We start from the raw sequence: 22,922 nt of genomic DNA, 5'->3' as shown, positions 1-22,922 counted from the left end.
GCCTGTTCTACTTTAAATAAAAAGAGCAGCTACCTGTAAAAAGTAGCTGCTCTTTCTGCTTACAATTATCTTGTGTTACCCGATGCTGTTCTTAAGACCGCTTGTAAGGGAATTTTTTAGATGAATTTCTCATCAGCGCATTTGTAAGCGACTGTCTGCTGCTGCCTACGCTGCCTGAGGCCTGGTAGTCGTATTTCCACATTAGGTCGCCGGCTTTGCCTTCGTGCAATGTAATAGTAGTGTTTACCGAGTTTGTAGCGCCCCATGCACCAACCAATATGCCAACTGCAATAGCAGCACCATCCGACATTGGCTTAGACATCATCGCCTTACCCGACACAACTGCATCCACACCTAATAACTGGCAGATCTCGTCTTTAGATTTCAGTCTTAGTTCTTCATAGCTGATACCGGCCTCGTTCAGGATTGCGTTGGTTTTGCTTACATCCTGGAAGTTAACAGTGTACTTGTTTTTGCTCATCTCTCTTAAGAAGTAGCCATAAACATCGCTCTGTATTCCAAAACCATAGTCGCGCTGCTGGTCCAGCACCATGTCTGCAGTAACACCTTTCGGCAGTCTTCTCGACTCTATTGTTACTTCGAATGGAAGTACGGCCACAACTTTGTGGGAATCTTTTACCTGGCTGAAAGATGGAGCTTGGTAGATCTGAGGGCCACAGCTGCCCAATGTAAAGCAGATCAGGGCGAAGAGTAATAATTTTCTCATTAGCTAAAAGTGAGTTTTCTATAAATTACCGGATAACGTTTGGTGTGGCAAAAGCTTTAAATAAAGCCTTAGTCTGTTTAGTAAACTATAATGCGACCGTAAATATAATAGTATTACCAATATATTGTATTTGTGTATGGTTTAGAATACAATATATTTTAATGTTACAACTTTAAGCAGTAAACAAAGTACCACTATAGTTTAAACAGGTGGTATTACAGCCTACAACCTTATAGCATGACCCCTTGCTGCACGCACAGCCTGTAACCCTGGCCATGCAGGTTCACGATCTCTACTGTCGCGTCGTCTTTCAGGTATTTGCGCAGTTTGGCTATATAAACGTCCATGCTGCGGGCTGTAAAGTAACTGTCTTCGTGCCAGATGTTTTGCAGGGCCAGTTCGCGTGGCATTACATCATTCAGGTGCTGGCATAGCAGGTGCAGCAACTCAGCTTCTTTGGGCGATAGTTTCTGGATGTTGCCATTTAGCGTAAGCTGGCGCAGCTTGTGCAGGAACCGGTATTTGCCGATGGCATATTCATCAGGCTCCGGTTTTTCTATAGTAGACGGGTGGTGGCGGTTCAGTATTGCTTTTATCTTATAGAGCAGTACTTCCGAATCAAAAGGTTTTGTAATGTAGTCGTCGGCACCAATCTTAAAACCTTCCAGCATGTCTTCTTTCATGGCTTTGGCCGTCAGGAAGATGAGAGGAATATCCGGGTTCAGTTTCTTTATTTCGCGGGCCAGTGTAAAACCATCTTTCTCCGGCATCATCACATCCAGAATGCAGATATCGAAAGTACCTTTTCTGAAAGCCGAAATAGCCAGGCAACCGTTCACGCAAAGGGTAACGTCGTAATCGTGCAGCTCCAGGTAATCGCGGAGCACAATGCCAAAATTCGGATCATCTTCTGCCAGTAATATCTTCATAGTTACTTTAATTGCTGGTTGATTGTTGAATGGTTAAATGGCTGTATGGTTAAATTGTTGGCTCTCCTAAAGTATCAGAGGGATCATTTTACGTCTCTACTAACTTTTACCTTCCCAACTTCCCAACTTCCCAACTTTTTAACTTTCTAACTTTCTTTCCTGAATGGTAAAAAAATCTCGAAGCGGCTTCCTTTGCCGGGTTCGCTCCACAGGTTGATATTGCCATGATGCGCCTGAACGATAGCTTTTACATAGCTCAGGCCAAGCCCGAAGCCTTTTACATTGTGCAGGTTACCGGTAGGCACACGGTAAAACTTCTCGAACACACGCTGCTGCGTATCTTTGCTCATGCCCATGCCTTTGTCATCCACGGCTATCACAATGCCGCCATCTACGTTACGGGTGCTCAGGCTAATTTCAGGGGCGGCAGGGGAGTACTTGTTGGCATTATCGAGCAGGTTGCAGATCACATTGTAAAGGTGTATTTCATCTGATTTCAGTTCGTGTGCAAGGGCGTCCAGCTGTACATTTATGCTACCCAGGCGCTGTTCTACCTGCAGGCGTATGCTTTCGATGGCTTTAACTATAAGCAGGTGCACATCCACCGGCGCCAGGCGCATTTTAAATTCGTTTTTCTCGAGCAGGGCAATTTGCAGCACGTTCTCTACCTGCGTGTTCATGCGTTTGTTTTCCTGCCGGATGATGTTGGTATAGTATTTTATTTTGTCCGGGTTCTCGTAGATCTTAGGATTGGCTATTGAGTCAGTAGCCAGCGAAATGGTAGCGATCGGCGTTTTAAACTCATGCGTCATGTTGTTGATGAAGTCGTTCTTCATCTCCGACAGCTTCTTCTGCTTATAGATTATATGGATGGTGGTGCCGAATGTAGCAATAATGATCAGTGTAAAGAATCCGGATAAAGCCATCATGCCCCACAACGATTGTATAGCATAGATGCTACTGTCAGGGAAATAAACGGCCAGGTAGTCTTTTTTCTGGATGAGGTCGTTAGGGAAAAGGGCGGCTGCATAATAGTGCACATTGTCTTGTTTGGCGGCATGTTTAACAAGCAGCGTATCATTTTGCCCGCTTACTACGTGGTAGCCAAAAGGCAGGTCAATACCCTGTTGTTTCAACTCATCTTTCAGGAGCAGCGGCAGACTTTCCAGGTTCAGGCGTTTTTGTAGGGGTTCGTCTTTGGCCACATACTCTACCACCATTTTCTGCACCACGTTATTGAGCTTTTCTTTTTTATGCTCCAGTTTTTCGATGGTGGTTTTAGTTGGCTGTAAAGGCTGTGTTATAGTTGCTTTGGCTGCTTTATTCGCATTTCTGCTGGCTTGAGCAGCTACCAGCGTTTGCGCTTCCTTTTTTTGGGCTTCTGCTATAGCTCTGCTATGTTTATGCCCTTCAACTATAGCCTGAGCATCCTGCCCGTAAATTCTGAATGCTTCTGGCTGCCTGAAAAGGAAAGGAACAGCCGGAATGTTGGCTCTGCGCTGCTGATTGACGTGAACAGGCCTCTTTTGTCCCTTTCGCGTAATGAAAACGCTATCGTTGCGCACCTGTACCGCTTCCAGGTCTGCCGGATTAATAGTCGTTGCAAAATGCGTAAATTGGTGCAGGCTGTCCAGCATAGATGCCAGCATTTGCAGGGTATCTACCGAAAAGTTAAAAGAACGCCTGTAAGTTTTCGCCAGTTTAAGCACCGAATCGGTTTGTACATTAATACGCTGTACTGTATGCGGCTGCCTGATTTCATCTGTCACATAGGTATAAACCTGCACCTGCATGTCGCTGGCAGGTTTTACTTTGCCATTCAGCTCAACATACTTTACTGGCTTTTTACCTTGAGCTTTGAACTCAGTAAGCGGAATACTGTCTCCGCTGAGAAAACGTACACGGGCACTGCCTTTCGGGTGGTAAACTATAGAACCGGGACCCACTTTCCTGACTTCAGGCCGCTCAGTGTTATCTGCAAGGGTTGGCTTGCTTTTGGCCTTTGGTTTGGGCTCTTTCTGTAGTTCAGGTGCTTTAGAAGGCGCTTGTTTCGGTGTATGTTTTAATGGTTCGGCTTGAATGACCTCTTTTATAAGTGTATCAGGAGCGGGGAGGTGCTGCAGCGTGGCCATTTTGCCGGTAACTACAGCTAGGGCTTCTTCAGTTTCAAGTTTATCAACTGTGCTGGTCAGGGCGCTGTTTACAGCCTGCTCAAACTGGGCCTGCTTTACTTCGATCGCATCATTGATCCAGTATAGTTGCAGTCCCACCACACCAAGCAGTGAAACGCTCATCAGCGCAATAACCCCTATGATTGTGTACTTGTTCACGTATCAAATTTACTCCTTAAACTTCAACGCCGCCTGATTTTAACTTTTATTTAACACATCACACAGTTAAAACTATAGTTACCAGATAGTGGGCAGCACTTGTGTATAAGTTACAATTTTATCTATAGATACACCAATAATACAGTAGTTGCAGAATGATTGGTGCCGTGGAGGCAAACTTTAACTTTTCTTTAACATTCTTTAACGAAGCCTTAACTAAAGCCGGTCGCAAAGGCGCGTACATTTGTATAAACCTTAACGCCAAAACTATGAACCTATCTATTTTACAGCATTTGTTAAAACTGGCCATCAACTTACTGTTAGCATTACTGCCAGTCTACTCGCTTTTAGCGCAGGATGCAAAGAAGCAGGATAAGCCGGAAAAGATGAGAGTAAAAGTCTTAAAGTACGAAAACGGGGACCTGGTCTATAGTTCAGACACGCTTATAAATGCTGAAGACCATGAAAAGCACATGAAAGCCCTGAGAAAGCTCGACTCGATTGATTGGAAAAAACTGGATGGATTTAAAGTTAGGGTAGACTCACTGTACCCTAGTAAGAAGCTGCGTGAGCTTGAAACTATAGGCTACAGAATTGCTGCCGATACAACCCTGATGGGTAAAGTAAAAGAAGTTCGAATGCTGCATGGCAAGGCTATGAGCGAGAAAGAACGCAAAATGCTATTTGAGAGAATTGAAACTATAAAAGGTGATTCTTTTATAGTTAGAGCGCTGAACGGTGCAAAAGTAATGACACTACGCGGAGACAGCCTGAACAAGAATGTGCGGGAGTTAATTGTGAATGGAAAACCTGGCCGTGCATTCAGCATTATTAGTTCGGGAGATGGCTCAGACTCTGCGCATACCATCGTTCGGATTGCGGGGCCGGAGGGAGTTAGAGTTCACGGGAAACATGCTATAGGTTATTCTGGCGATGTAAAAGCCCGCTACAGCACTTCTGATAAGATCAAGATCGAAACAGACGAGACCGGCAAAACCACAGTTTACGAAATAGACGGGAAAGGCAACAAAAAAGAAATTGATGCCTACCACTTCGGCAGATCAGGCGAAAAATCGACTGTGATACTGTTAGACAAGACCAGAATTGAGCGCATTACAGAAGACGATAAGAAAACGCTGAAAGAGGCAGGTGTAAAAGTAGAAAAGTCTGAAAAGAAGGAGCTGAAGATTGATAACCTAAGCTATTACCCAAACCCGAGCAGCGGCAGGGTAAACCTCAGTTTTTCTTTACCAGAAAAGGGGCAGGCAACTATAAAAGTGTTGAACAGCGCTGGCAAACAGGTGTACCAGGAGAAACTGGACAAGAACACACGGCAATATGATAAGCAGCTGGACCTGACAGGGAAGGGGACCGGTATTTTCTACCTGCAAGTAGAGCAGAACGGTAGAACCCTGACCAAAAGGCTGCTGATTAAATAATAAAGTATAGCTTAGTTTGTGAAAAAAGAAAGCCGGCTACTGATGTGGCCGGCTTTTATATTAATGATGGTGGTGATGATCGTGGTCGTCGGGTTTGCTGTTGAAGTTGGCAATAGTGCCCAGCGTAAAAAATACGGCCCAGCACAGGTAAAGCGCCGCAAAATTATTGATCGATTTGCCGATCAGCAGCAGGATAAGGTGCGCCAGTAAAGTCATGACAAGGCCAGTAGCTGCCACAAACTGGTACGAATTCATTTCGCGCGGGTCGTATATCTTCGATAATTTCATGCAATGTTATGTTTCTCTTCTCCTAACGCAACTATAAGGCTATAGGTGCCCGCCGCATCAGAATTCGGCAAAGATACTTATTTATAGTTGCGCTGCTGTTCTAAACTATAGTTTTGTGTGTCTGTAGTTGTTATCTTATGTTAACTATAGTTGGTGGTTTACGAACAAGCCTCCTGGCAGCGCGTATATAATGCTACAACTATTGAAATACAGTTATGGCAATTGAAGAAGAAAACAGACAAAATACACCCTCCCGGGAAAAGAACATAAACAGCGATTATAATAAACGCATGACCATGAATAACAAGCCTGACCCATCTGCCAAGCGCAGCATTGGATTAGGCGGACAGATGGAACGCTCCGGGCAGAAAGATAAACTGGAGAACATGCACATACGCGGAGATGAAACAACCGGCTACGGTGCCAACGATCCTAAAAGTGTAGATTACTTAGCTCAGGGACCAGGGTTCGAGTTTGAAGGCAGCGACACCGCTATGGATGATGATCTGAATGGGATTCGGAGCAAAGAACAGCCTTTAGGCGACAAAAACACAAAGCCTAATGACACTGACCACAGCAGGACCTGACAGAAGGCAATAAACAGCGGGAGAACAATATAGTTCTCCCGCTGTTTTGTTTGTACATATAGCAGAGATATTTAGTAAGTTTACCTCTCTATACTGTATCCCTATGTCAGCACAGGAAACTAACATATCGCCCGCCTATACACTCCACATCCGCAACATGGTGTGCCCGCGTTGCATAAAAGTAGTAACTGAAGCATTGCAACAGCTCGAGTTGCCCGTGCAGGAAGTAAAATTAGGCGAAGCTATCCTGACGCATGAGCCTACAGCGGCCCAGGTGAGCATACTTGAAAAGATACTTTCAACCGAAGGCTTCGACCTGATAAATGACCCCAGGACCGAAATAGCCGAGAAAATTAAGATAGCGATAATTGAGCTGCTGCGGTCGGGTAGGGTAGAGGAGCTGCATGTTAACCTCTCCGATTACCTTGCGGAGCTGCTGGGCAAAGACTATAATACATTGAGCACTGCATTTTCGGCTTCGGAAGGTATTACTATTGCGCGGTTTATGGTGCTGCAGAAAGTAGAGATGGCAAAAGAACTGCTGGACTATAATGAATTAAGTCTTAGCCAGATAGCAGACAGGCTAGGCTATAGTAGTGTGGCGCACCTCTCGGGACAATTTAAGCAGATAACCGGTGTTACGCCGTCGGCTTATAAAAATAATAGCCAGGTTAGCCGCAAGCCCCTCGATCAGGTTTCTTAACTATAAATAACTATACAGGTATCAATCAAAGAGGCCGCCGGTTTTATCCTGCGGCCTCTTTGTTTAGATAGCTATAAACTCGTCTTTTATAAAGCTTAAAATCTCCGGGGAAAGCGGCTTAGAGAAAAAGTCCTTTACTTCGGCCATGCTCTTTGCACATATAATGTCTTTTCGGTCGACTGCCGACGAGAGCATGAACAAACTGCACTGCTTAGTTATTTCTTCAGGAAGTTTACGGTACTCATCTATAAAGCTCCAGCCGTCCATGCCCGGCATGTTAATATCCAGAAATATGAGGTCAGGAAATGCTCCGGGGTTATTTGCGGCTGCACCTTTCAGGTATTCGAGGGCATCTTCTGCCATTTCATAACTTACTACTTCCTCAGCAAAATGCTCGCTTTTGATGATGCTCTCACAAACAAAGTTATTTACCTGATCATCATCAATCAACATTACTTTCTTTAAAACGCTCATGTAAATTTTTACTCCTATCAAAGTATACACGAAAAGTTGTACCAGCCCCTAGTGTGCTCTCAACATCAACTTTACCGCCCAATAGTTCTGCCTGGGTTTTAACCAAATGCAAGCCAAGTCCCCTGCCTGCAATATTCGGGTGGAAACGCTTGTATAGCCCAAAGAGCTTGTCTTTCACTTTGGCTACATCAATTCCCAGGCCATTATCACTGATTTGTAGGCAAATATAATCATCCACAACTAAAGTTTTAACTATAACATTTAATTTTCTGCTGTTATCGCGGTACTTTAATGCGTTAGATAAAAGGTTATGCATAATGCTGTGCAGGTAGCTTTTGATGGTAACCACTTCTGGCGCAGCCAAAAAATCAGTGGAGATGGCGGCTTCTGCACGCCTTATTTCATCGTCGAGGGCTTCTGTTACCTGCTGCATCGTGGTTTCAAAACTGACTTTTTCTAACATCTCTCCCTGCTGATGGCTGCGGAATGCGAGCAGATCATTCAGGTCACGGATGGTACCATCAAGCAGCCTGGCAGACTTTGCCATATTTTCGATGACACGCTGGTTGATAGGGTTTTCAGCGTTGTTGCGGTCGTAGATAGATGCAAGCCCCAAGATGTTGGCAATAGGCGCCCTTAGGTTATGCGATACAATGTAGGCAAACTGCTGCAGGTTCCGGTTTTGGGTAATAAGCTGGGCATTCAGCTCTTCGCGCTTTGCTTCTGTTAGCTTTTGCTGTGTAATGTCAGCAGCAGAACCGTCAATGCGTATAAGCTCTCCATCCCTTTCGATCATAGGCGACATTCTGAGCAGTAACCACCGGAGTTCCTTGTCCCGCCTGGTGACACGTACTTCGTGCTGTATGTTTTCGCCCTGTAAGATGCGCTCCATTATGTGCTGCATTTCCGGTAAATCATCAGGGTATATGTTCTTATGCCAGATGTCCTTGTTGCCAAGTAGCTCTTCCGGCTGATAACCTAAAATATCGTAAGAGTGCGGGCTGACATAAGTTGTATTGAATTCGGCATCGGCAGAGAATATCAGCTCCGGAATGTTGGCCAGTGTTGATTGCAGTAGATTTTTGGTTTTGGTAATTTCCTGTTCAGCCTCTTTACGAGCCGTTATGTCCTGTATAGTCCCAGCCATGCGTACAGGCTGGTTGTGATCGTCATAAAATATTTCCCCAATCTGTACCATATTGCGTACCCGGCCATCAGGAGTTACTGCACGATGCTCTATAGTTACTGTCTCATGATTTTGGAGGGCGTGCTTATACTGCGCCTGTACCATTTCCCGGTCTTCAGGGTGTACTAACTGCTTTACTGTAGCTACCTGTGGTGTAAAGGTCTCTTTTGAAAGGTTGTATAGTTTATAGAGGTTATCAGACCAGACTATAGTCCCCATAATGATGTCGTACTCCCAACTGCCCATGTTGCTGAGTTCCTGCGCGCGCGATAGCTGTTTCTCGCTCTGCTGCAACGATTCTACAATACGTTTCCGCTCGGTTATGTCTTCTATGCTCAGGGCTACAGCCAATACCTGCAGTTCAGGCCCTAATACTGGTCTGAAAGCAATTTCGTGCCAGTAAGTCCCTGTATTTGTTTCATAAACAGTGGTTTCGCCTTGCAGCGCGCGGTTATGACTTTCTCTTGTTCTGTCCTCCTGTGTGGCATCTATATAAGTAAAGACGCTCTGGCCTGTGCGTAGTGTGCGTAGAAATGATACCCTTACCTCTTCCTCGGCTTTGGTATTGAACGCTACAATGCGCAGGTTTTCATCAAGCAGGTAAATTGATTGTGGTGAGCTATTGAGCAGGTAGCGTAGGTTGGCCTCGCTTGTTACCAGTTTTTCCTGGACTTCCTTTTCGTTGGTAATGTCTATCAGTGTGCCATTCCAGATAACCACTCCACTATCTTTCCGGGTAGGCAGGCTGCTTCCTTTAAGCCAGATATACTTGCTGCTGGACTGTTGCCATACTCTGAATTCAAGCTCCCAGGGTGTCAGGTTTTCATAAGAATCAAGAATAGAATTCCATAGTTTTTTGAGATCATCGGGGTGCACATGCTGGAAAAGTATCTGCGAATCAGCTTTCACTTCTTCAGGGGCATAGCCAAACATGCGCAAAACACCTTCGCTTACAAAAGGAAAGGTAACCTGCTTTGCCTCATCTAACTGAAACTGGTAAACTATACCCGGTATGCTGGAGCTGATCTCATGAAATTGTTTTTCACGCCGTTCCAGCTCTTGTAGCGCCCGCACCTGGTCGTCAATGTTGATGGCAACCACAATGTAGGGTTTCATATCGTTCAGGGCAGGCAGCGCGTGTATTTTAAGATCTACATAAAATGCACTGCCATTATTGCGTTTATGCTGCCGGTTTAGGTAGGACTTGAAAGGGGGCTCCTGCTGTTCAATAAGTTTCAGAATCTCTGCTCTCTGGTGTTCGGGTTGCAGATCAAGAATAGTAAGTGCCAGGAACTCTTCGTGACTGTAACCATATTCCAGTAAGGCAGCTCTGTTTACTTCCAGGATCTGAAGCGAATTGGCATCAAACACCCACATAGGCAAGGCTATGTTCTGAAACAGTGAACGGTAAATACTTTTGCTCTTGCTGAGGGCTGTGCGCAGTTGTTCTCCTTCATGTATCTCATAATCCAGGATGCGGTGCTGTTGCTTTAGTTGCTGTATAACTCTGCGTATGAGGAAGGTAGCTATAGCGGTTACCAGCAAAGCAGCCAGTAGGAGCAGGTTATAGTTGCGTACAGTATTATCTATTTCCTTCAGGGACTCGTAGCCGCGTGTGCGGGTAGAAGCACTGATACTGTCGCTTAAGCGGTTCAGGTATTTCTGATGTTCGCGGTAAGCAGGTAACAATGCTATCTGGCTTTGAATAGAGTTAGGTGGGGCCTGCCTGCTCTTATGCAGCAGCTCCTGTAGATAAGCAGTGTAGGTCTGGCGACTCTTTCTATAGTTTTGCAACATCTGCTTACGCCCTTTGCGTATCAGCAGCTCATTCAGGCGATCCATATCTGCTTTTACATCCGCATCTGCTGCTTCAATTTCTTGTTCCAGCCTTTGTAAAGAATCCTTGTCAGATGTTTTCAGGTGCTGTACAATCTTATCATAGATCAGGTCTTCGTTGTTGTGCAGGTTTCCGATCAGCTCCAGCTTTCTGAGCGTATCTTCCACCATGGTGTTATAGTTCTCCTGTACCGTACGAGCTGCTAAAAAAGAGTAAGCACTTACCACCAGTAGCGCCAGTGCCAACACTATAAAGGCAATAGCCAGGTAACGCATGGCCCCAATACCGGGTGTGAATTTGTTTTTATAGGAGGTACTGGTTTTCATGTGGTGTGTAAAGTGTTGTCAAACAGTATGTTAACTTATTTGTAAAGTGGATAATATCTGTTTAAGAACATCTAAGTTAAGACTTTTGACTTCGATACCTAGTTCTGTGTATAGAAAATGAAGCGTATAGTTGCGTTAAGGTGTTGCCCAAAGCCTGTAGCTTAGGGCAGCTAAATGTGTAAATCTTATAGATAAATCTGTAACGCTAACCGGTATGTGTGGTTGTATCTTTGTAGTGTTATAAAAGGAAGGAGTTGAAATGGCAACACTAACACAAACCAACTATAAAAAAGATACCTACCCGGTAGAGGGCATGACCTGTGCCTCCTGCGCATCGAGTATAGAAAGCATGCTGCGTCACCGTGAAGGCGTATCCGAAGCAAACGTGAACTTTGCAGGTAAAAGCGTGCAGGTAACCTATGAACCAACTATAGTTAACCCGGCTCAATTGCGCGAAACTGTGCAGGAAATCGGTTTTGATATACTGATAGAAAAACAGACGCAGGAAGAGTTGGAGGCCCGCGAAGCCAAGGCCCTGCAAACACTGAAGACCAAAACTATAGTTGCCTGTTTGCTGGCATTGCCGGTATTTGTATTGGGCATGTTCTTCCACGGGCACTTTGCGTGGGGCAACTGGGCCATGTTGGTATTTACCACCCCAATTTTACTATGGGCTGGGCAGCGCTTCTTTACCGGAGCCTGGGCACAGGCAAAACATGGGCGCGCCAACATGGATACACTGGTAGCCCTGAGTACAAGTATTGCTTACATTTTTAGTGTGTTCAATACTGTTTACCCTGAGTTTTTTCTGAGTCGGAGCCTGGAACCGCATGTGTATTTCGAGGCTGTAGCGGTAATTATTGCCTTTATACTGATAGGTAAATACCTGGAAGAGGGCGCCAAAAACCGCAGCTCCGAAGCCATCAAAAAACTAATGGGCCTACAACCAAAAACTGTGCGTATTCTGCGTGACGAATCAGAATTAGAAATCAAGATTGAAGAAGTGCGGGTAGGAGACAGGGTATTGCTTTTGCCTGGCGACCGCGTGCCTGTAGATGGTGAAGTAGCAACCGGAACCACTTACCTGGACGAAAGTATGCTGAGCGGCGAACCATTACCCGTTCAAAAGCAACCCGGCGATATGGTGTATGCCGGAACTATAAACCAGAAAGGCAGCGTGCAGCTGATTGCCAAAAAAACCGGTGGCGAAACCATGCTGGCACATATCATTAAAATGGTACAGGAAGCCCAAGGTAGCAAAGCCCCGGTTCAGAAACTGGTGGATAAAATTGCCGGAATATTTGTGCCGATCGTGTTGGGTATTGCGCTGCTCACCTTAGTGTCCTGGATAATACTGGGCGGCGAAGCGTATTTAACAGAAGGCTTCCTGTCGATGATTTCGGTACTTGTAATTGCCTGCCCTTGTGCGCTTGGCCTGGCAACCCCAACCGCTATTATGGTGGGCGTAGGCCGCGGTGCTGAAACCGGTATCCTGATTAAAGATGCCGAAAGCCTGGAGCGCGCCCACGAAGTAAATGCTGTAATTCTGGATAAAACCGGAACAATAACCTTGGGTAAACCAACGGTAACCGACGTAATCTGGGCTAACAACGCGCAGCAGCACGAGCAACTGGAAACGTACTTTTACTCGATGGAGGCTCAGTCGGAGCACCCGATTGCTCAAGCGGTATATGCTTACTATAAAGAAGCAGGTGCACAGGTACAGCAACCCGACTACTTCAGCAGCCTGACTGGTATGGGTATCGAGGCAGACTTTAACGGAAAACGTTACTATGCCGGTAACTATAAATTACTGCAGGAGCACGGCATCACTATACCGGAAGAACTGGCTGAGCAGATCGTGAAACTACAGAACGAGGCCAAAACAGCGATCTATTTTGCAGGTGCCACACAAGCACTTGGCGTATTTGCGGTAGCCGACCCGATTAAGCAAAGCGCTGCGGATGGTATAAAAGCCATGCAAGATGCCGGAATTGAGGTATACATGCTAACCGGCGACAACAGCCAGACAGCAGCAGCGGTATCTCGTCAGGTAGGCATCACTCACTTTAAAGCTGAAATGATGCCGCAGGATAAAGCGGACTTTGTGAAGCAGCTGCAGGCAGATGGCAAGCACGTAGCTATGGTGGGCGATGGTATAAACGATGCGCAGGCACTGGCTACCGCCAACATCAGCATTGCCATGGGGCAGGGCACCGATATTGCGATGGACGTAGCCGGAATTACCCTGATGCGTTCTGACCTGACACAGGTAGCAGCAGCCATTAAATTATCCAGAGCTACTGTAAAAACCATCCGCCAGAACCTGTTCTGGGCCTTTTTCTACAACGTGATCTGTATTCCTGTAGCAGCCGGCTTGTTGTTCCCATTCACAGGTTTCCTGCTGAGTCCGATGCTGGCAGGAGCGGCCATGGCCTTTAGCTCCGTATCAGTGGTAGGGAATAGTTTACGCTTGCGTACTATAAAGTTAAAATAAGTGTTTAGTTAATAAATTATGTTAAATATGAAGACCTATAAATTCAAAACCAATATAAACTGTGGTGGATGTGTAAAAGCTGTAACGCCACACATGAACAAACTGGAAGGCGTAACCTGGCAGGTTGATACCGATAACCCGGACAAAATTCTGGAAGTGCAGACGGATACGCTGAATGCAGATCAAATCAGAAACACTGTGGAAAAGGCCGGGTTTAAAGCCGAGGAAGTTTAAACTATAGTTAGAATCAAAAACAAAGGCTGGTCATTGAAGACCAGCCTTTTGTGTGTTACAAGGATCTTATTGTCAATAATTTGCGAACCGTTGGGTTATAGTTTAAATGGAAGGAACGCAGAGGTAGGCACTTAAAACACAATGAACTCTATTGCACAGCCCGCATAGTTGGTGTTTCATTTCTGATTCGCCCTGGCAGGATAGCATATAAAAACATCACCAACCCAATTAAAAGTAAACCAAGCGACTCTCTTGCTTCTTCGATGTTCTTGATGTCGCCGCCACCAACCTCCAGGCCTTCGTATTTTTCCGGCCAAACTATAAAAGCACCTACTACACACGCAGCACAGGCTACAGCCATCACCACCAAAGGCAGTTTTCCAAAAGCAGCTAATACACAGATAATACCCGCCACCACGTAAATAGCGATCCACAAGGCAGGATCCGGATCATTGTATTGCATGGCTGCAAAGCTGATGAACAGCAGGCAAAGTATAATTCCAATTGTCTTCCGAAGCATAGTACAGCAGTTTTATAACGGTATAACTATACTTGAATCTTTACGAAAAGTTATAGTTTCCTGTAAAGCAAAAAGGACAGCCTGCGCTGTCCTTTTCTACACTTGTAAACCTTTTAATCTATAGTTACCAAGCCCATTCCGGGCAGAGGATACGACGCGTGTTACGCAATTTAAAACCAACTACTACTTCATGGCTTCCGGCATTGGCCTGCCCCAGCGGCGAGGTGCTGGCATCATAAGAATAAGAAACATCGAACAAATGGCTGACGTTGATGCCTGCCATGGCCGCAACCGACTCGTTGTGGCGGTAGGTTACACTAGCCCAGATGCGGTTGGCATACATTACTTTGGCGGTGGCATCTACCGAAACAGGGCTTGGTTGCGCCATTTTCACCATTACAGATGGAATTACTGACAAATAAGGCGAAACATCCACTCTGTAACCTGCTGTGGCAAAATAATGTTGCTGCAGCCGGCCTTCGTTGTCGGTGATCACGGAGTTATCGTTGATGTACTTCCGTTTGCTTGGCACCAGCTGTGAGCCGGCTAAACCTACATAAAAATCATAGGAGTAAAGCCAGATACCCATGTTCAGGTCGAACTTCATTTCGTTTACGCGGCCATCGTAAATAGCCGGATCATTGCCTTGTGCTGTAGTTACCGTTCCCGGGTCCAGGCTGTACTGTATAAAGCCCGGCGCCACACCCGCCGACACGCGCAGCGACTTGGTAAGCGGCTGGTGATAGGCATAGCTGAGGCTCATACTACCACGCTTTAAAGGACCTGTTCTGGTGCTGGCCGCCTGTACACCTAAGCCGTGGTGAGGACGTATCTTTTTATACTTGCTCGGCTTTTTAGTGGTAGCTTCTTTAGCTGCTGAGCCAATGCGACCGCCCCTGTACGACGAAGACATATCCTTGTTGATCGGCATATGAAAGCTGGCGTAATAAGACTGTGGTGCACCTTCCAGTCCGGACCACTGCTGCCTTGTACCCAATTTCAGGTCGCCATAATCTTCTATACCTGTAATAGCAGGGTTAAGCAGATAGTTGTTGGTAGAATACTGTGTGTACTGTGGTCTTTGCTGCGCCATGGTCTGGCCGGCAAGCAATAACACAAAAACTAAGGCTAAAAGTTTGTTCATAGATTACCGTTATTTAACGATTGTTATACTTCCTGATAATGGTTTCTCACCTGGCTCTAACTGGATGATGTAGTAGTAAGTAGCAAGTGGTAATTCCTGGCCGTTGTGGCGGCCATCCCACGGCGTCTGGTACCCGTTCGACTGGAAAACTATGGCTCCCCACTGGTTAAACACCTGCACCTTACAGTTCGGATATTTCTTCAGGTTGGCAATTTCCCAGGTATCGTTTATGCCGTCGCGGTTAGGGGTAAAGGTGTTCGGTATCTCTACAAAAGGAAGCACCGTTACTGTAACTTCATCTGTGAAAGTACAGCCACTTGCCGTAGTTATAGTTACCTTGTAAGTGGTGGTTGATTCTGGTGTTGCCACCGGGTTTGCCACATTCGGGTTGCTCAGGCCAACAGCCGGAGACCAACTATAGCTATCGCCGCCAGATGCTTCCAGTGTAGTGCTTCTGCCTTTGATGATAGTCACATCCGGGCCTGCATCTGCCGATGGCTCCGTAACTGTCACTGTTACCGCTGTGCGTTCGCTGGCACATGATAGTGTTACTTCCTGCACGTAGTAGGTTGTTGTATGCGTTAGCGCAGGCGTAGTAAAGGTATTACCCACACCCAGCAGCGCTCCCGAACTTGCCGAAGCATACCATTCCAGTCTGCCTTCTTTGCCTTTAGCCGATAACGTCACATTGTTGCCAGAGCAAACTATAGCACCTTTCGCCACCGGTGCATCCGGCTGTGCATTAATGTTCACAACGATCGCATTACTCACCAGGCCTTCACACGACTCCGATGTAACCACCCTTCTGAACCAGGTTTTCTGCGTTAACGGCATTGGGTTATAGTTCTGGCCATTGTTGGCGCCTGGTGCTGTTGTAAAGCCTTTGTCCGGACCAGTGGTGCTGTATTCCCATAGGTAGCTATAGTTGCCGCTGCCACCTGTTGGCGTAGTACCCTTTAAAGTAGATGGTGCTGTAGCATAACATATCGTCTGGTTGGTGCTGATCTTGTTGTTGCTCATGGCAGGCTTCACCGTGATCATCACTTCCTGGCTCTCATGCGAGCGCGGGCCTGAGATCACAATTCTGTGGAACCAAGTATCTTGGGTAAGTGCTGGCGGAGCATAATCGATGCTGTTGCTTACACCTTTGGCAGACACCCATACCGCACCAGGCTCCGATGTTTTGTACTGCCACTGGTAGATATAGTCGCCTTCGCCACCTACCGGCATAGAGCCTTTCAGCACCTGTGGTGTATTACCGAAGCAGATCACCTGATCGGCCTGTATGTTGTTGTTAGAGATAGACGGCGTAATCGTAACCTTGACAGCGTTGGAGATGCTTTCGCAACCACCCGAGAACACGCGTCTGCGGTACCATGTATTTTCATCCAGCACGCCCGGGCTATAGTTTCTGCCGTCGTTCAGGCCGGTTGCTGTTTTATAGTTCACACCATCCGTGCTCACTTCCCACAGGTACCTGTAAGTATTGTCGCCGCCGGCTGGCAATGAGCCTGTTAACGGAGCCGGACGCTGACCCGAGTAGATCGTTTGATCAGTTGTGATCGTGTTTCTGGTAATCTGCGGAGATACTGTTACTTTTACCACATTCGAAACATGCGAACACGCACCTGATGTAACTACTCGTCTGAAGTAAGTTGTTACCGACAAAGCACTTGGCTGGTAGTTAACACCTGTACCCACTGTACTGAATGCCGCAGGTGAATTAGTTGTGGCCGACTGCCACTCGTAACTATAGGTACCATTACCACCAATTGGGGTAGAACCTTTCAGTAGGGCAGGGGTACCACCCACACACACCATTTGTTCTTCGGTTATGGTATTGCTCGCGATCACTGGATTCACATCGATCTTAACAGCCGCCGAGTAATCAAAGCATTTGCCTGATGTAACCTTGCGGCGGAACCAGGTCGGCACTGTTAAAGCAGCTGGTTGGTACGACTGGTTGCTGTTCACGCCCGGCGCCGAACTAAAGTTTACACCATCAGTACTCATTTCCCACAGGTAAGTAAAGGCACTTATGCCGCCTGCATGTTTAGAGCCGTTGATGATGCCCGGTTTATCATTCTCGCAAACTATAGTTTCGGTTGGGGTAATGGTGTTGGCAACTATAGCCGGATGCACTACCACCTGCACTACATTGCTCTCTAATCTGGCGCACGGTCCTGAAACTATAGTTCTCTTGAACCAGGTAGTTTTAGTTAATTTGCTCGGCTGATAATCTTTCACGTTGCTGTTCGCGATATCGGTAAAGGATGTACCGTTTTCACTGAAAGACCAATTATAAGTATAGCTGCCATTGCCGCCGGTTGGCGCAGAACCAGTTAATAAAGCTGGCGTTTCGCCTTCGCAGATTGCTGTTGCGGCAGCAAGTGTGTTATTCTCCAGGGCTGGCAATACATCTACTTTCACCGCTTCGCTTACATGTTCAGCACATGGTCCTGAAATTACTACACGGCGGAACCAGGTTGTTTTAGTAAGCGCTGTGGGCTGGTAAGTTGCCGAAGTTGCGCCTGCAATCGTTTTGAAGTCAGCATCTACGCCTTCAGTTTTCTTTTCCCAGCGGTACGTATAGGTGCCATTTCCGCCTTCCGGGCCTGTGCCTGCTCCGCTAATTAATGCTGGCATTTGTCCGGCGCAGATGACTGCAGTTGGCGCTATAAGGCTGTTGTTGCTGATGTTTTTGTTTACCGTAACAGTAACGGCAGTGCGCTCGGAGCTTCCGCAACCATTGGCATTTACCGTTTCTACATAATAAGTTGTAGTGGCGCTCAGTGCAGGCGTTTCGAAGCTACGGCCGCTGAATACAGGTGTCGTGGCATTGGCAGCAGTGTACCAGTTATAGTTACCTGATGCCGAAACAGTGAGTGTCGCTTTGGTGCCTTCGCAGATGGTAATACCCGTCACGGCAGGAGCCACCGGAAGCGGCACTACCGTTACTTCTATCGCCGGCGACACATCCACACACGTACCTGAAAGCACTTCGCGCTTATACCAGGTGGTGGTAGCCACAGCGCCCGGTGTATAGTTTGGCAGGTTGTTAGTACCCGCAGCCGGTGCGTAAGTACCGTTTGCACCAGTTGTGCTCACCATCCAGCGGAAACTATAGTTACCATCTCCGCCGGTTGGCGTTGTACCGGTAAGCACTGCAGCTTCAGTACCGAAACAGATCACCTGGTCTTTGGAGATGATGTTGCTGGCTATGACCGGATTCACATGAATTTTGATGGTGTTACTAATTCTCGCATCGCATGGTCCACCGGTTACTTCGCGCTTAAACCAGGTGGTGCGGGTAAGGGCGCCTACCTTATAGTTGATGCCGTTGTTCTGGCCGGTTGCCAGAGTAAAGTTTTCGCCGTCGGTGCTCATGTACCAGCGGTAGCTATAGTTGCCATCGCCATTTTCCGGCTGGCTGCCTTCCAGCACCTGCGGTATGGCATTGGCGCAAACGGTCTGTTCGCCTACTATCGTATTATTTGTGATCGGTTTATAGATCGTGATCTTTACCGGCTGACTGATGCTCACCTGGCAAGTACCTGATGTTACTTTTCTTCTGAACCAGGTGGTTACATCTACCGTGCCCGGCTTATAGTGCTGTTCTGTGTTGATACCGGTAGCCGCTGTATAGTTTCCGTTCTCGCCGGTAGTGCTCATTTCCCAGGTATAACTATAGTTATTGTTACCGCCAGTCGGCTGACTGCCGTTCAGTTGGGCGATAGTTGCGCCAAGGCAATACGTAGCATCTTCCGATACCGTGTTGCTGCTGATAACAGGTGTTACACTCACTTTTACCGACTCCGATACGTGCGCGCAAACCGATGAAGCTGCAACTCTGCGGAACCAGGTTGGTACTGTAAGCGCACCCGGCTGGTAGTCTTTGCCAGTAGCGCCTTCCACTTTACTAAAGCCTTCCGTGGCAGATTTCGTGCTGATTTCCCAGTAATAGCTATAGTTGCTGTCACCGCCGATAGGAGTGGAGCCCACTAACGGATCTGGTGTTTGTCCCGCACAGATCTCAGCTACAGCCTCAATAATGTTGTTGCTGATCACATCCAGTACGGTTATCGTTGCCGGAGTTCTCGGGCTGATACATCCATCAATAACAGCCTGCACATAATAAGTTTTGCTCTCGTTTACAGATGCAATCCCAAACGAACGACCCTGGAATAGCATGGTACCACCTTCGGCCACATCGAACCATTGGTAAACAGTGGCATTGCCTTGCGCTACCAATGTGGCGCCGCTGCCTGGTCCGCAAAGGGTAACAGGAGCTACCGTTGGCGCCGGAGTTGCCGGACGAACCGTAACTTTAACCGGAGTACGCACGCTGGTACAGCCGCCTTCAATCGTAGTTTCTACGTAGTAAGTGGTGGTTTTGTCAAGTGCCGGAGTTGTAAAAGTAGCGCCTTCGCCTAAAAGTTTACCGCCAGTGGCAGCATCGTACCAGGCCAGCTTACCTACCGGGTTTTGTACCTGCAAAGTAGTGCCGAAGCCAGGGCAAAGAATCTCCGCCGCAGCAACATTGGGGGCTTTAGGTAGTTCATTTACAGTAACTATAACCTGGTCTTTTGTCTCGCAGCTACCTTCCCCGAAAGTATAGGTTAAGGTATAAACACCTGCTTTTGATGGCGTAAATTTACCATTAGCTGTTACTAGTGTTGATCCTGACCATTTTCCGCCGGCTAGTGTTGCCTTTAGGTTAAAGCTGCCACTGTTCAAACATACGGTTATACCCTGACCGGCATCCGCTACCGGAGCTTCATTAACCGTAACCTGCATGGTGCTATAGTTGCTGCAGCCTTTCGGGTCGGTGTAAGTATAAGTTAAGGTAAAAGTGCCGGTTTCGGCTGGAGGCGTAAAGGTACCATCTGCCGATACATGCGCGCCGCTCCAAACACCACCTGCAGGGCTACCTACTAGTTTGGTCGGAACCGGGTTGTTACAAACAGTAATGTCCGGTCCTGCGCTAACAACTGGCAATGGGTTTACTTTTATAGTTACCTGTGCCGTGCTGCTGCAGCCGGTTTCATCATCAAATCCAGTAACCGTATAAGTTGTGGTTTGCGCTGGTGTAGCGGTAACACTGGCCCCGGTAGTAGCTGATAAACCTGTAGCCGGAGACCACTCGTAGCGGTCTGCGCCGGATGCAGTAAGCACTGCCTGTGCCTGGCCTACGCAGATCTCATATACATCAGCAACCAGCTCTACTTTCGGGGGCTCGTTTACAACTATAGTTATAGTAGTGGTGCTGATACAGCCCGTAGCGTTGTTTTTACCGGTAATAGTATAAGTTGTAGTTTTGGTTGGTTTTACAGTTACTGTGCTGCCAGTGGTTACGCTTAAACCATCAGCTGGTGCCCAGGTATAGGTATCGGCACCTGTTACAGCTATAGTTGTACTGCTGCCTTTGCAAAGTACAGGCATTTCGGCAGTGGCTTTCAATTCCGGTAAGGCGTCGATGCGAATCTGCTGCGTTGCCGGTTCTGATTCGCCGCACTCATTTATAGCTACAACACTAACGGTATATAAACCAGCTTCCGGGAAGGCTATAGTTGGGTTAGCTGAAGTGCTGCTGCCTTCTGCAAACGTTGCATTTCCGCCGGTTACTGTCCAGCGGTAGCCAGTTATAGTTCCGGATTGAGCATCGTAAGTTGGTTTATGCGCTGCATTAGCTGACGTAAAACTTATAGTTTGCGGACCGCAATACACGGCATTGGCAGGCAGCGTAACAACAGGCTTATTGCGTATGGTTATTTTCTGCTCTTTTATGCTTGCTGGGGCACACAGGTTGGTTGCAACAAGTTTTATAGTGTAATCTCCTGCCTTCGCGAAATTGAATTCCGGATTTTCAGATGTAGCCGTAGTGCCATTGGCAAAGCTCCAGCCTTCCGCCGGCATTACCTGCCAGGTGTAGGTTACACCATCGCCAGTTGAGGTATTTAGGGCTTTGAATGTGTTTGGGGTACAGTTAATGGATGGGGTAGGATCTAAGGTGAAATCTGCTACCGGAGGAGCAGCAACTATAATTTCGCGCTCTTTGCTGCTCGAACCACACGATAGGTTGGTATCCAGAGATTTAGCAGTTAAGGTAAGCTTGTATTTACCAGGCTCGGTGAATACAATTCTAGGGCTTTTAGAAGTAGCTGAACCTGATACGAAACGCCAGCCGGTTGCCGGTACAATAGACCACTCGCTCTGGTAAGTTTCCGTATTGTTTGTGGCGTCATAGCCACTTTTTGTCAGGTTCTGCAGGTTAACAGGCTGGTTGATACACAACGATGTTCCATTACCAACTGCAAAATCAGCTTCCGGGCCTTTCGAGATTCTAATACCAGAAAAGGTAGCGCGTGACGAGCTACATGGGTTCTTGGCATAACCGGTTAAGGTAAATCCAAATTCTGTGTTTTTTGAGGTCTCTGTAAACGTATGATAAATGTAACGGTCTGCCGGTAGCTCATCATGCTTGTAAGTAATAGCCGGTGTGCCATCATCAAATTGGAACGTGTAAACTGTTTCAGGTGAGTTGCCATCAACACCAGTAATTTTAAAGCGGTAAGTAGCAGGAGCACACTGTGTGTTGTTACCATCGCTAGAGATGCCTAGTCCCGGGTTGCTGCCCACAAACATACGCTTGGAAGTGGTAGTACTACAGCCGTTTTCGCCAATTACGGTCAGTACGATATCATAGCCGCCGCCGGCAGTATAGGTATGTGTTACTCTGTCGAAGTTTTTGCCATACGTGCTGGTTTTGCCATCACCCCAGCTAATGTGGTATTCTTTGTTTGTTTCCTTGGTTTTGGAAGTGTTCTCTATGTTCAGCGTGAACTTAAACCCGGATGAACTGCTGGAGTAGCTGCAATAGGTAAAGTTGAGTTCCGGGTATTCAGGATCTGTGATGCTGGCATCGGGTGCACCGGCTATAGTTATACTTTCTGAGGTGCCTTCGCAGCCCTCGGCAGTTGTGGTTTTAACCCAGTAAGTACCGGGTTTGGTTACTTTTATAGCTGAAGTGGTTTCGCCGGTAGACCAGGCATAAGAGGTGGCTGCAGATGCCTGCAAAAGCACTTCGCCGTTACAGAGCGATATTCCCTGAGGCGTACTGATTTCAGGCGTACAATCCTGTGCGACAGCGCTGTTTGCCCATAGTCCCAGAAATAGGACAAGGACAGGCAGCATTCTGCCTAATTGAAATGGCTGCATGGCTAAAAGCGGTAAATTTTATTACAGAAGCAGTTTATTTAAATTGGATAAAACCCGAACAGAAAGAACAGATCAGTGCTGCTCAATTTGTACATAGTTAAAACAGATACAACCATGCAAAATGCATATATGTGAATCGTTTCAATGTTTTTCTATAGTTCAAATCCCTTTAGTAAGGGTAAAAGACAAAGTGAAGAAAAGTAAAAAAAGCCAATGCTTGTTTTTGGGTTTTGCTTAATTGTAATAAACAAAGTGGTTCTATTCTGCTGCTTTATCTGTCACACCAACCAAAATACAAAAAGATAAGTTTAATTGATGAACTATTTTTTTAAAGTAAACCAGGTTAATTCTGCATAAGTAGATTTTTGACAAACATGCTTGATCATTATCTGCAGCTTTATTTCAAATTTAACAGGGCAGCTATAGTAGTGCTAATAAAATTATGGTGTTGTATTATATAGATAAAGGCGATGCTGTTATTTT

14 protein-coding genes are annotated in these 22,922 nt (G+C 46.7%); 5 read left to right on the top strand and 9 right to left on the bottom strand.

Annotated elements, in window-relative coordinates:
* Positions 1-91 precede the first annotated feature (91 nt).
* From GXP69_RS16035 to GXP69_RS16025, 3 genes are all read right to left on the bottom strand, one after another.
* The gene (locus GXP69_RS16035; RefSeq protein WP_163916191.1) at positions 92-727 is read right to left on the bottom strand and encodes a hypothetical protein; all 636 of its coding nucleotides are present in this window, start codon (positions 725-727) and stop codon (positions 92-94) included.
* A 230-nt stretch (positions 728-957) separates the two neighbouring features.
* Complete coding sequence (locus GXP69_RS16030) at positions 958-1,656, bottom strand: response regulator transcription factor (RefSeq protein ID WP_163916189.1); 699 nt, start codon at positions 1,654-1,656, stop codon at positions 958-960.
* Positions 1,657-1,802: 146 nt separating this feature from the next.
* Positions 1,803-3,986 (bottom strand): sensor histidine kinase, encoded by a 2,184-nt coding sequence (locus GXP69_RS16025; protein WP_163916187.1) that lies wholly within the window; start codon positions 3,984-3,986, stop codon positions 1,803-1,805.
* Positions 3,987-4,255: 269 nt separating this feature from the next.
* Here GXP69_RS16025 and GXP69_RS16020 point away from each other — a divergent pair, with 269 nt between their 5' ends.
* Complete coding sequence (locus GXP69_RS16020; protein ID WP_163916186.1) at positions 4,256-5,425, top strand: T9SS type A sorting domain-containing protein; 1,170 nt, start codon at positions 4,256-4,258, stop codon at positions 5,423-5,425.
* Positions 5,426-5,485: 60 nt separating this feature from the next.
* Here GXP69_RS16020 and GXP69_RS16015 read toward each other — a convergent pair whose 3' ends face one another.
* Entirely contained in the window at positions 5,486-5,713 is a 228-nt protein-coding gene (locus GXP69_RS16015) for a hypothetical protein (RefSeq protein ID WP_163916184.1), read from the bottom strand.
* Positions 5,714-5,928: 215 nt separating this feature from the next.
* Between GXP69_RS16015 and GXP69_RS16010 the strand changes: the two genes are divergently transcribed.
* Complete coding sequence (locus tag GXP69_RS16010) at positions 5,929-6,300, top strand: hypothetical protein (RefSeq protein WP_163916182.1); 372 nt, start codon at positions 5,929-5,931, stop codon at positions 6,298-6,300.
* 103 nt (positions 6,301-6,403) lie between these two features.
* A complete protein-coding gene (locus tag GXP69_RS16005; protein ID WP_163916179.1) occupies positions 6,404-7,003 on the top strand; it encodes an AraC family transcriptional regulator in 600 nt (199 codons plus the stop codon).
* A 63-nt stretch (positions 7,004-7,066) separates the two neighbouring features.
* Here GXP69_RS16005 and GXP69_RS16000 read toward each other — a convergent pair whose 3' ends face one another.
* A complete protein-coding gene (locus GXP69_RS16000; RefSeq protein ID WP_163916177.1) occupies positions 7,067-7,477 on the bottom strand; it encodes a response regulator in 411 nt (136 codons plus the stop codon).
* A complete protein-coding gene (locus GXP69_RS15995; RefSeq protein ID WP_163916175.1) occupies positions 7,446-10,826 on the bottom strand; it encodes a PAS domain S-box protein in 3,381 nt (1,126 codons plus the stop codon). The genes GXP69_RS16000 and GXP69_RS15995 overlap by 32 nt, the downstream gene beginning before the upstream one ends.
* Positions 10,827-11,085: 259 nt before the next feature.
* Between GXP69_RS15995 and GXP69_RS15990 the strand changes: the two genes are divergently transcribed.
* Together GXP69_RS15990 and GXP69_RS15985 are read left to right on the top strand one after the other, a co-directional pair.
* Positions 11,086-13,323, top strand: a complete 2,238-nt coding sequence (locus tag GXP69_RS15990) for a heavy metal translocating P-type ATPase (RefSeq protein ID WP_163916173.1) — start codon at positions 11,086-11,088, stop codon at positions 13,321-13,323.
* A gap of 27 nt (positions 13,324-13,350) precedes the next feature.
* Positions 13,351-13,557, top strand: coding sequence for a heavy-metal-associated domain-containing protein (locus GXP69_RS15985; RefSeq protein ID WP_163916171.1), 207 nt, complete (start codon positions 13,351-13,353; stop codon positions 13,555-13,557).
* A gap of 148 nt (positions 13,558-13,705) precedes the next feature.
* On the opposite strand, the gene GXP69_RS15980 is transcribed toward GXP69_RS15985, so the two are convergent.
* The 3 genes from GXP69_RS15980 to GXP69_RS15970 all read right to left on the bottom strand — a co-directional run bounded on the left by GXP69_RS15980 (position 13,706) and on the right by GXP69_RS15970 (position 22,439).
* The gene (locus GXP69_RS15980) at positions 13,706-14,077 is read right to left on the bottom strand and encodes a transmembrane 220 family protein (protein ID WP_163916169.1); all 372 of its coding nucleotides are present in this window, start codon (positions 14,075-14,077) and stop codon (positions 13,706-13,708) included.
* A gap of 124 nt (positions 14,078-14,201) precedes the next feature.
* Complete coding sequence (locus GXP69_RS15975; protein ID WP_163916167.1) at positions 14,202-15,221, bottom strand: PorP/SprF family type IX secretion system membrane protein; 1,020 nt, start codon at positions 15,219-15,221, stop codon at positions 14,202-14,204.
* 9 nt (positions 15,222-15,230) lie between these two features.
* Positions 15,231-22,439 (bottom strand): Ig-like domain-containing protein, encoded by a 7,209-nt coding sequence (locus GXP69_RS15970; protein ID WP_163916165.1) that lies wholly within the window; start codon positions 22,437-22,439, stop codon positions 15,231-15,233.
* Positions 22,440-22,922: the final 483 nt, after the last annotated feature.

Origin of the sequence: Pontibacter burrus, from assembly GCF_010686685.1 — a bacterium.
Lineage (GTDB): Bacteria > Bacteroidota > Bacteroidia > Cytophagales > Hymenobacteraceae > Pontibacter > Pontibacter burrus.
The sequence above is the reverse complement of the archived record's forward strand: the minus strand, read 5'-3'. Positions and strand labels throughout refer to the sequence as shown.

Excerpts from the sequence above, each read along its gene's own strand:
- GXP69_RS16035 (WP_163916191.1), bottom strand. The coding sequence starts at position 727 with ATGAGAAAATTATTACTCTTCGCCCTGATCTGCTTTACATTGGGCAGC.
- GXP69_RS16030 (WP_163916189.1), bottom strand. The coding sequence starts at position 1,656 with ATGAAGATATTACTGGCAGAAGATGATCCGAATTTTGGCATTGTGCTC.
- GXP69_RS16020 (WP_163916186.1), top strand. The coding sequence starts at position 4,256 with ATGAACCTATCTATTTTACAGCATTTGTTAAAACTGGCCATCAACTTA.
- GXP69_RS16015 (WP_163916184.1), bottom strand. The coding sequence starts at position 5,713 with ATGAAATTATCGAAGATATACGACCCGCGCGAAATGAATTCGTACCAG.
- GXP69_RS16010 (WP_163916182.1), top strand. The coding sequence starts at position 5,929 with ATGGCAATTGAAGAAGAAAACAGACAAAATACACCCTCCCGGGAAAAG.
- GXP69_RS16005 (WP_163916179.1), top strand. The coding sequence starts at position 6,404 with ATGTCAGCACAGGAAACTAACATATCGCCCGCCTATACACTCCACATC.
- GXP69_RS16000 (WP_163916177.1), bottom strand. The coding sequence starts at position 7,477 with ATGAGCGTTTTAAAGAAAGTAATGTTGATTGATGATGATCAGGTAAAT.
- GXP69_RS15995 (WP_163916175.1), bottom strand. The coding sequence starts at position 10,826 with ATGAAAACCAGTACCTCCTATAAAAACAAATTCACACCCGGTATTGGG.
- GXP69_RS15990 (WP_163916173.1), top strand. The coding sequence starts at position 11,086 with ATGGCAACACTAACACAAACCAACTATAAAAAAGATACCTACCCGGTA.
- GXP69_RS15985 (WP_163916171.1), top strand. The coding sequence starts at position 13,351 with ATGAAGACCTATAAATTCAAAACCAATATAAACTGTGGTGGATGTGTA.
- GXP69_RS15980 (WP_163916169.1), bottom strand. The coding sequence starts at position 14,077 with ATGCTTCGGAAGACAATTGGAATTATACTTTGCCTGCTGTTCATCAGC.
- GXP69_RS15975 (WP_163916167.1), bottom strand. The coding sequence starts at position 15,221 with ATGAACAAACTTTTAGCCTTAGTTTTTGTGTTATTGCTTGCCGGCCAG.
- GXP69_RS15970 (WP_163916165.1), bottom strand. The coding sequence starts at position 22,439 with ATGCAGCCATTTCAATTAGGCAGAATGCTGCCTGTCCTTGTCCTATTT.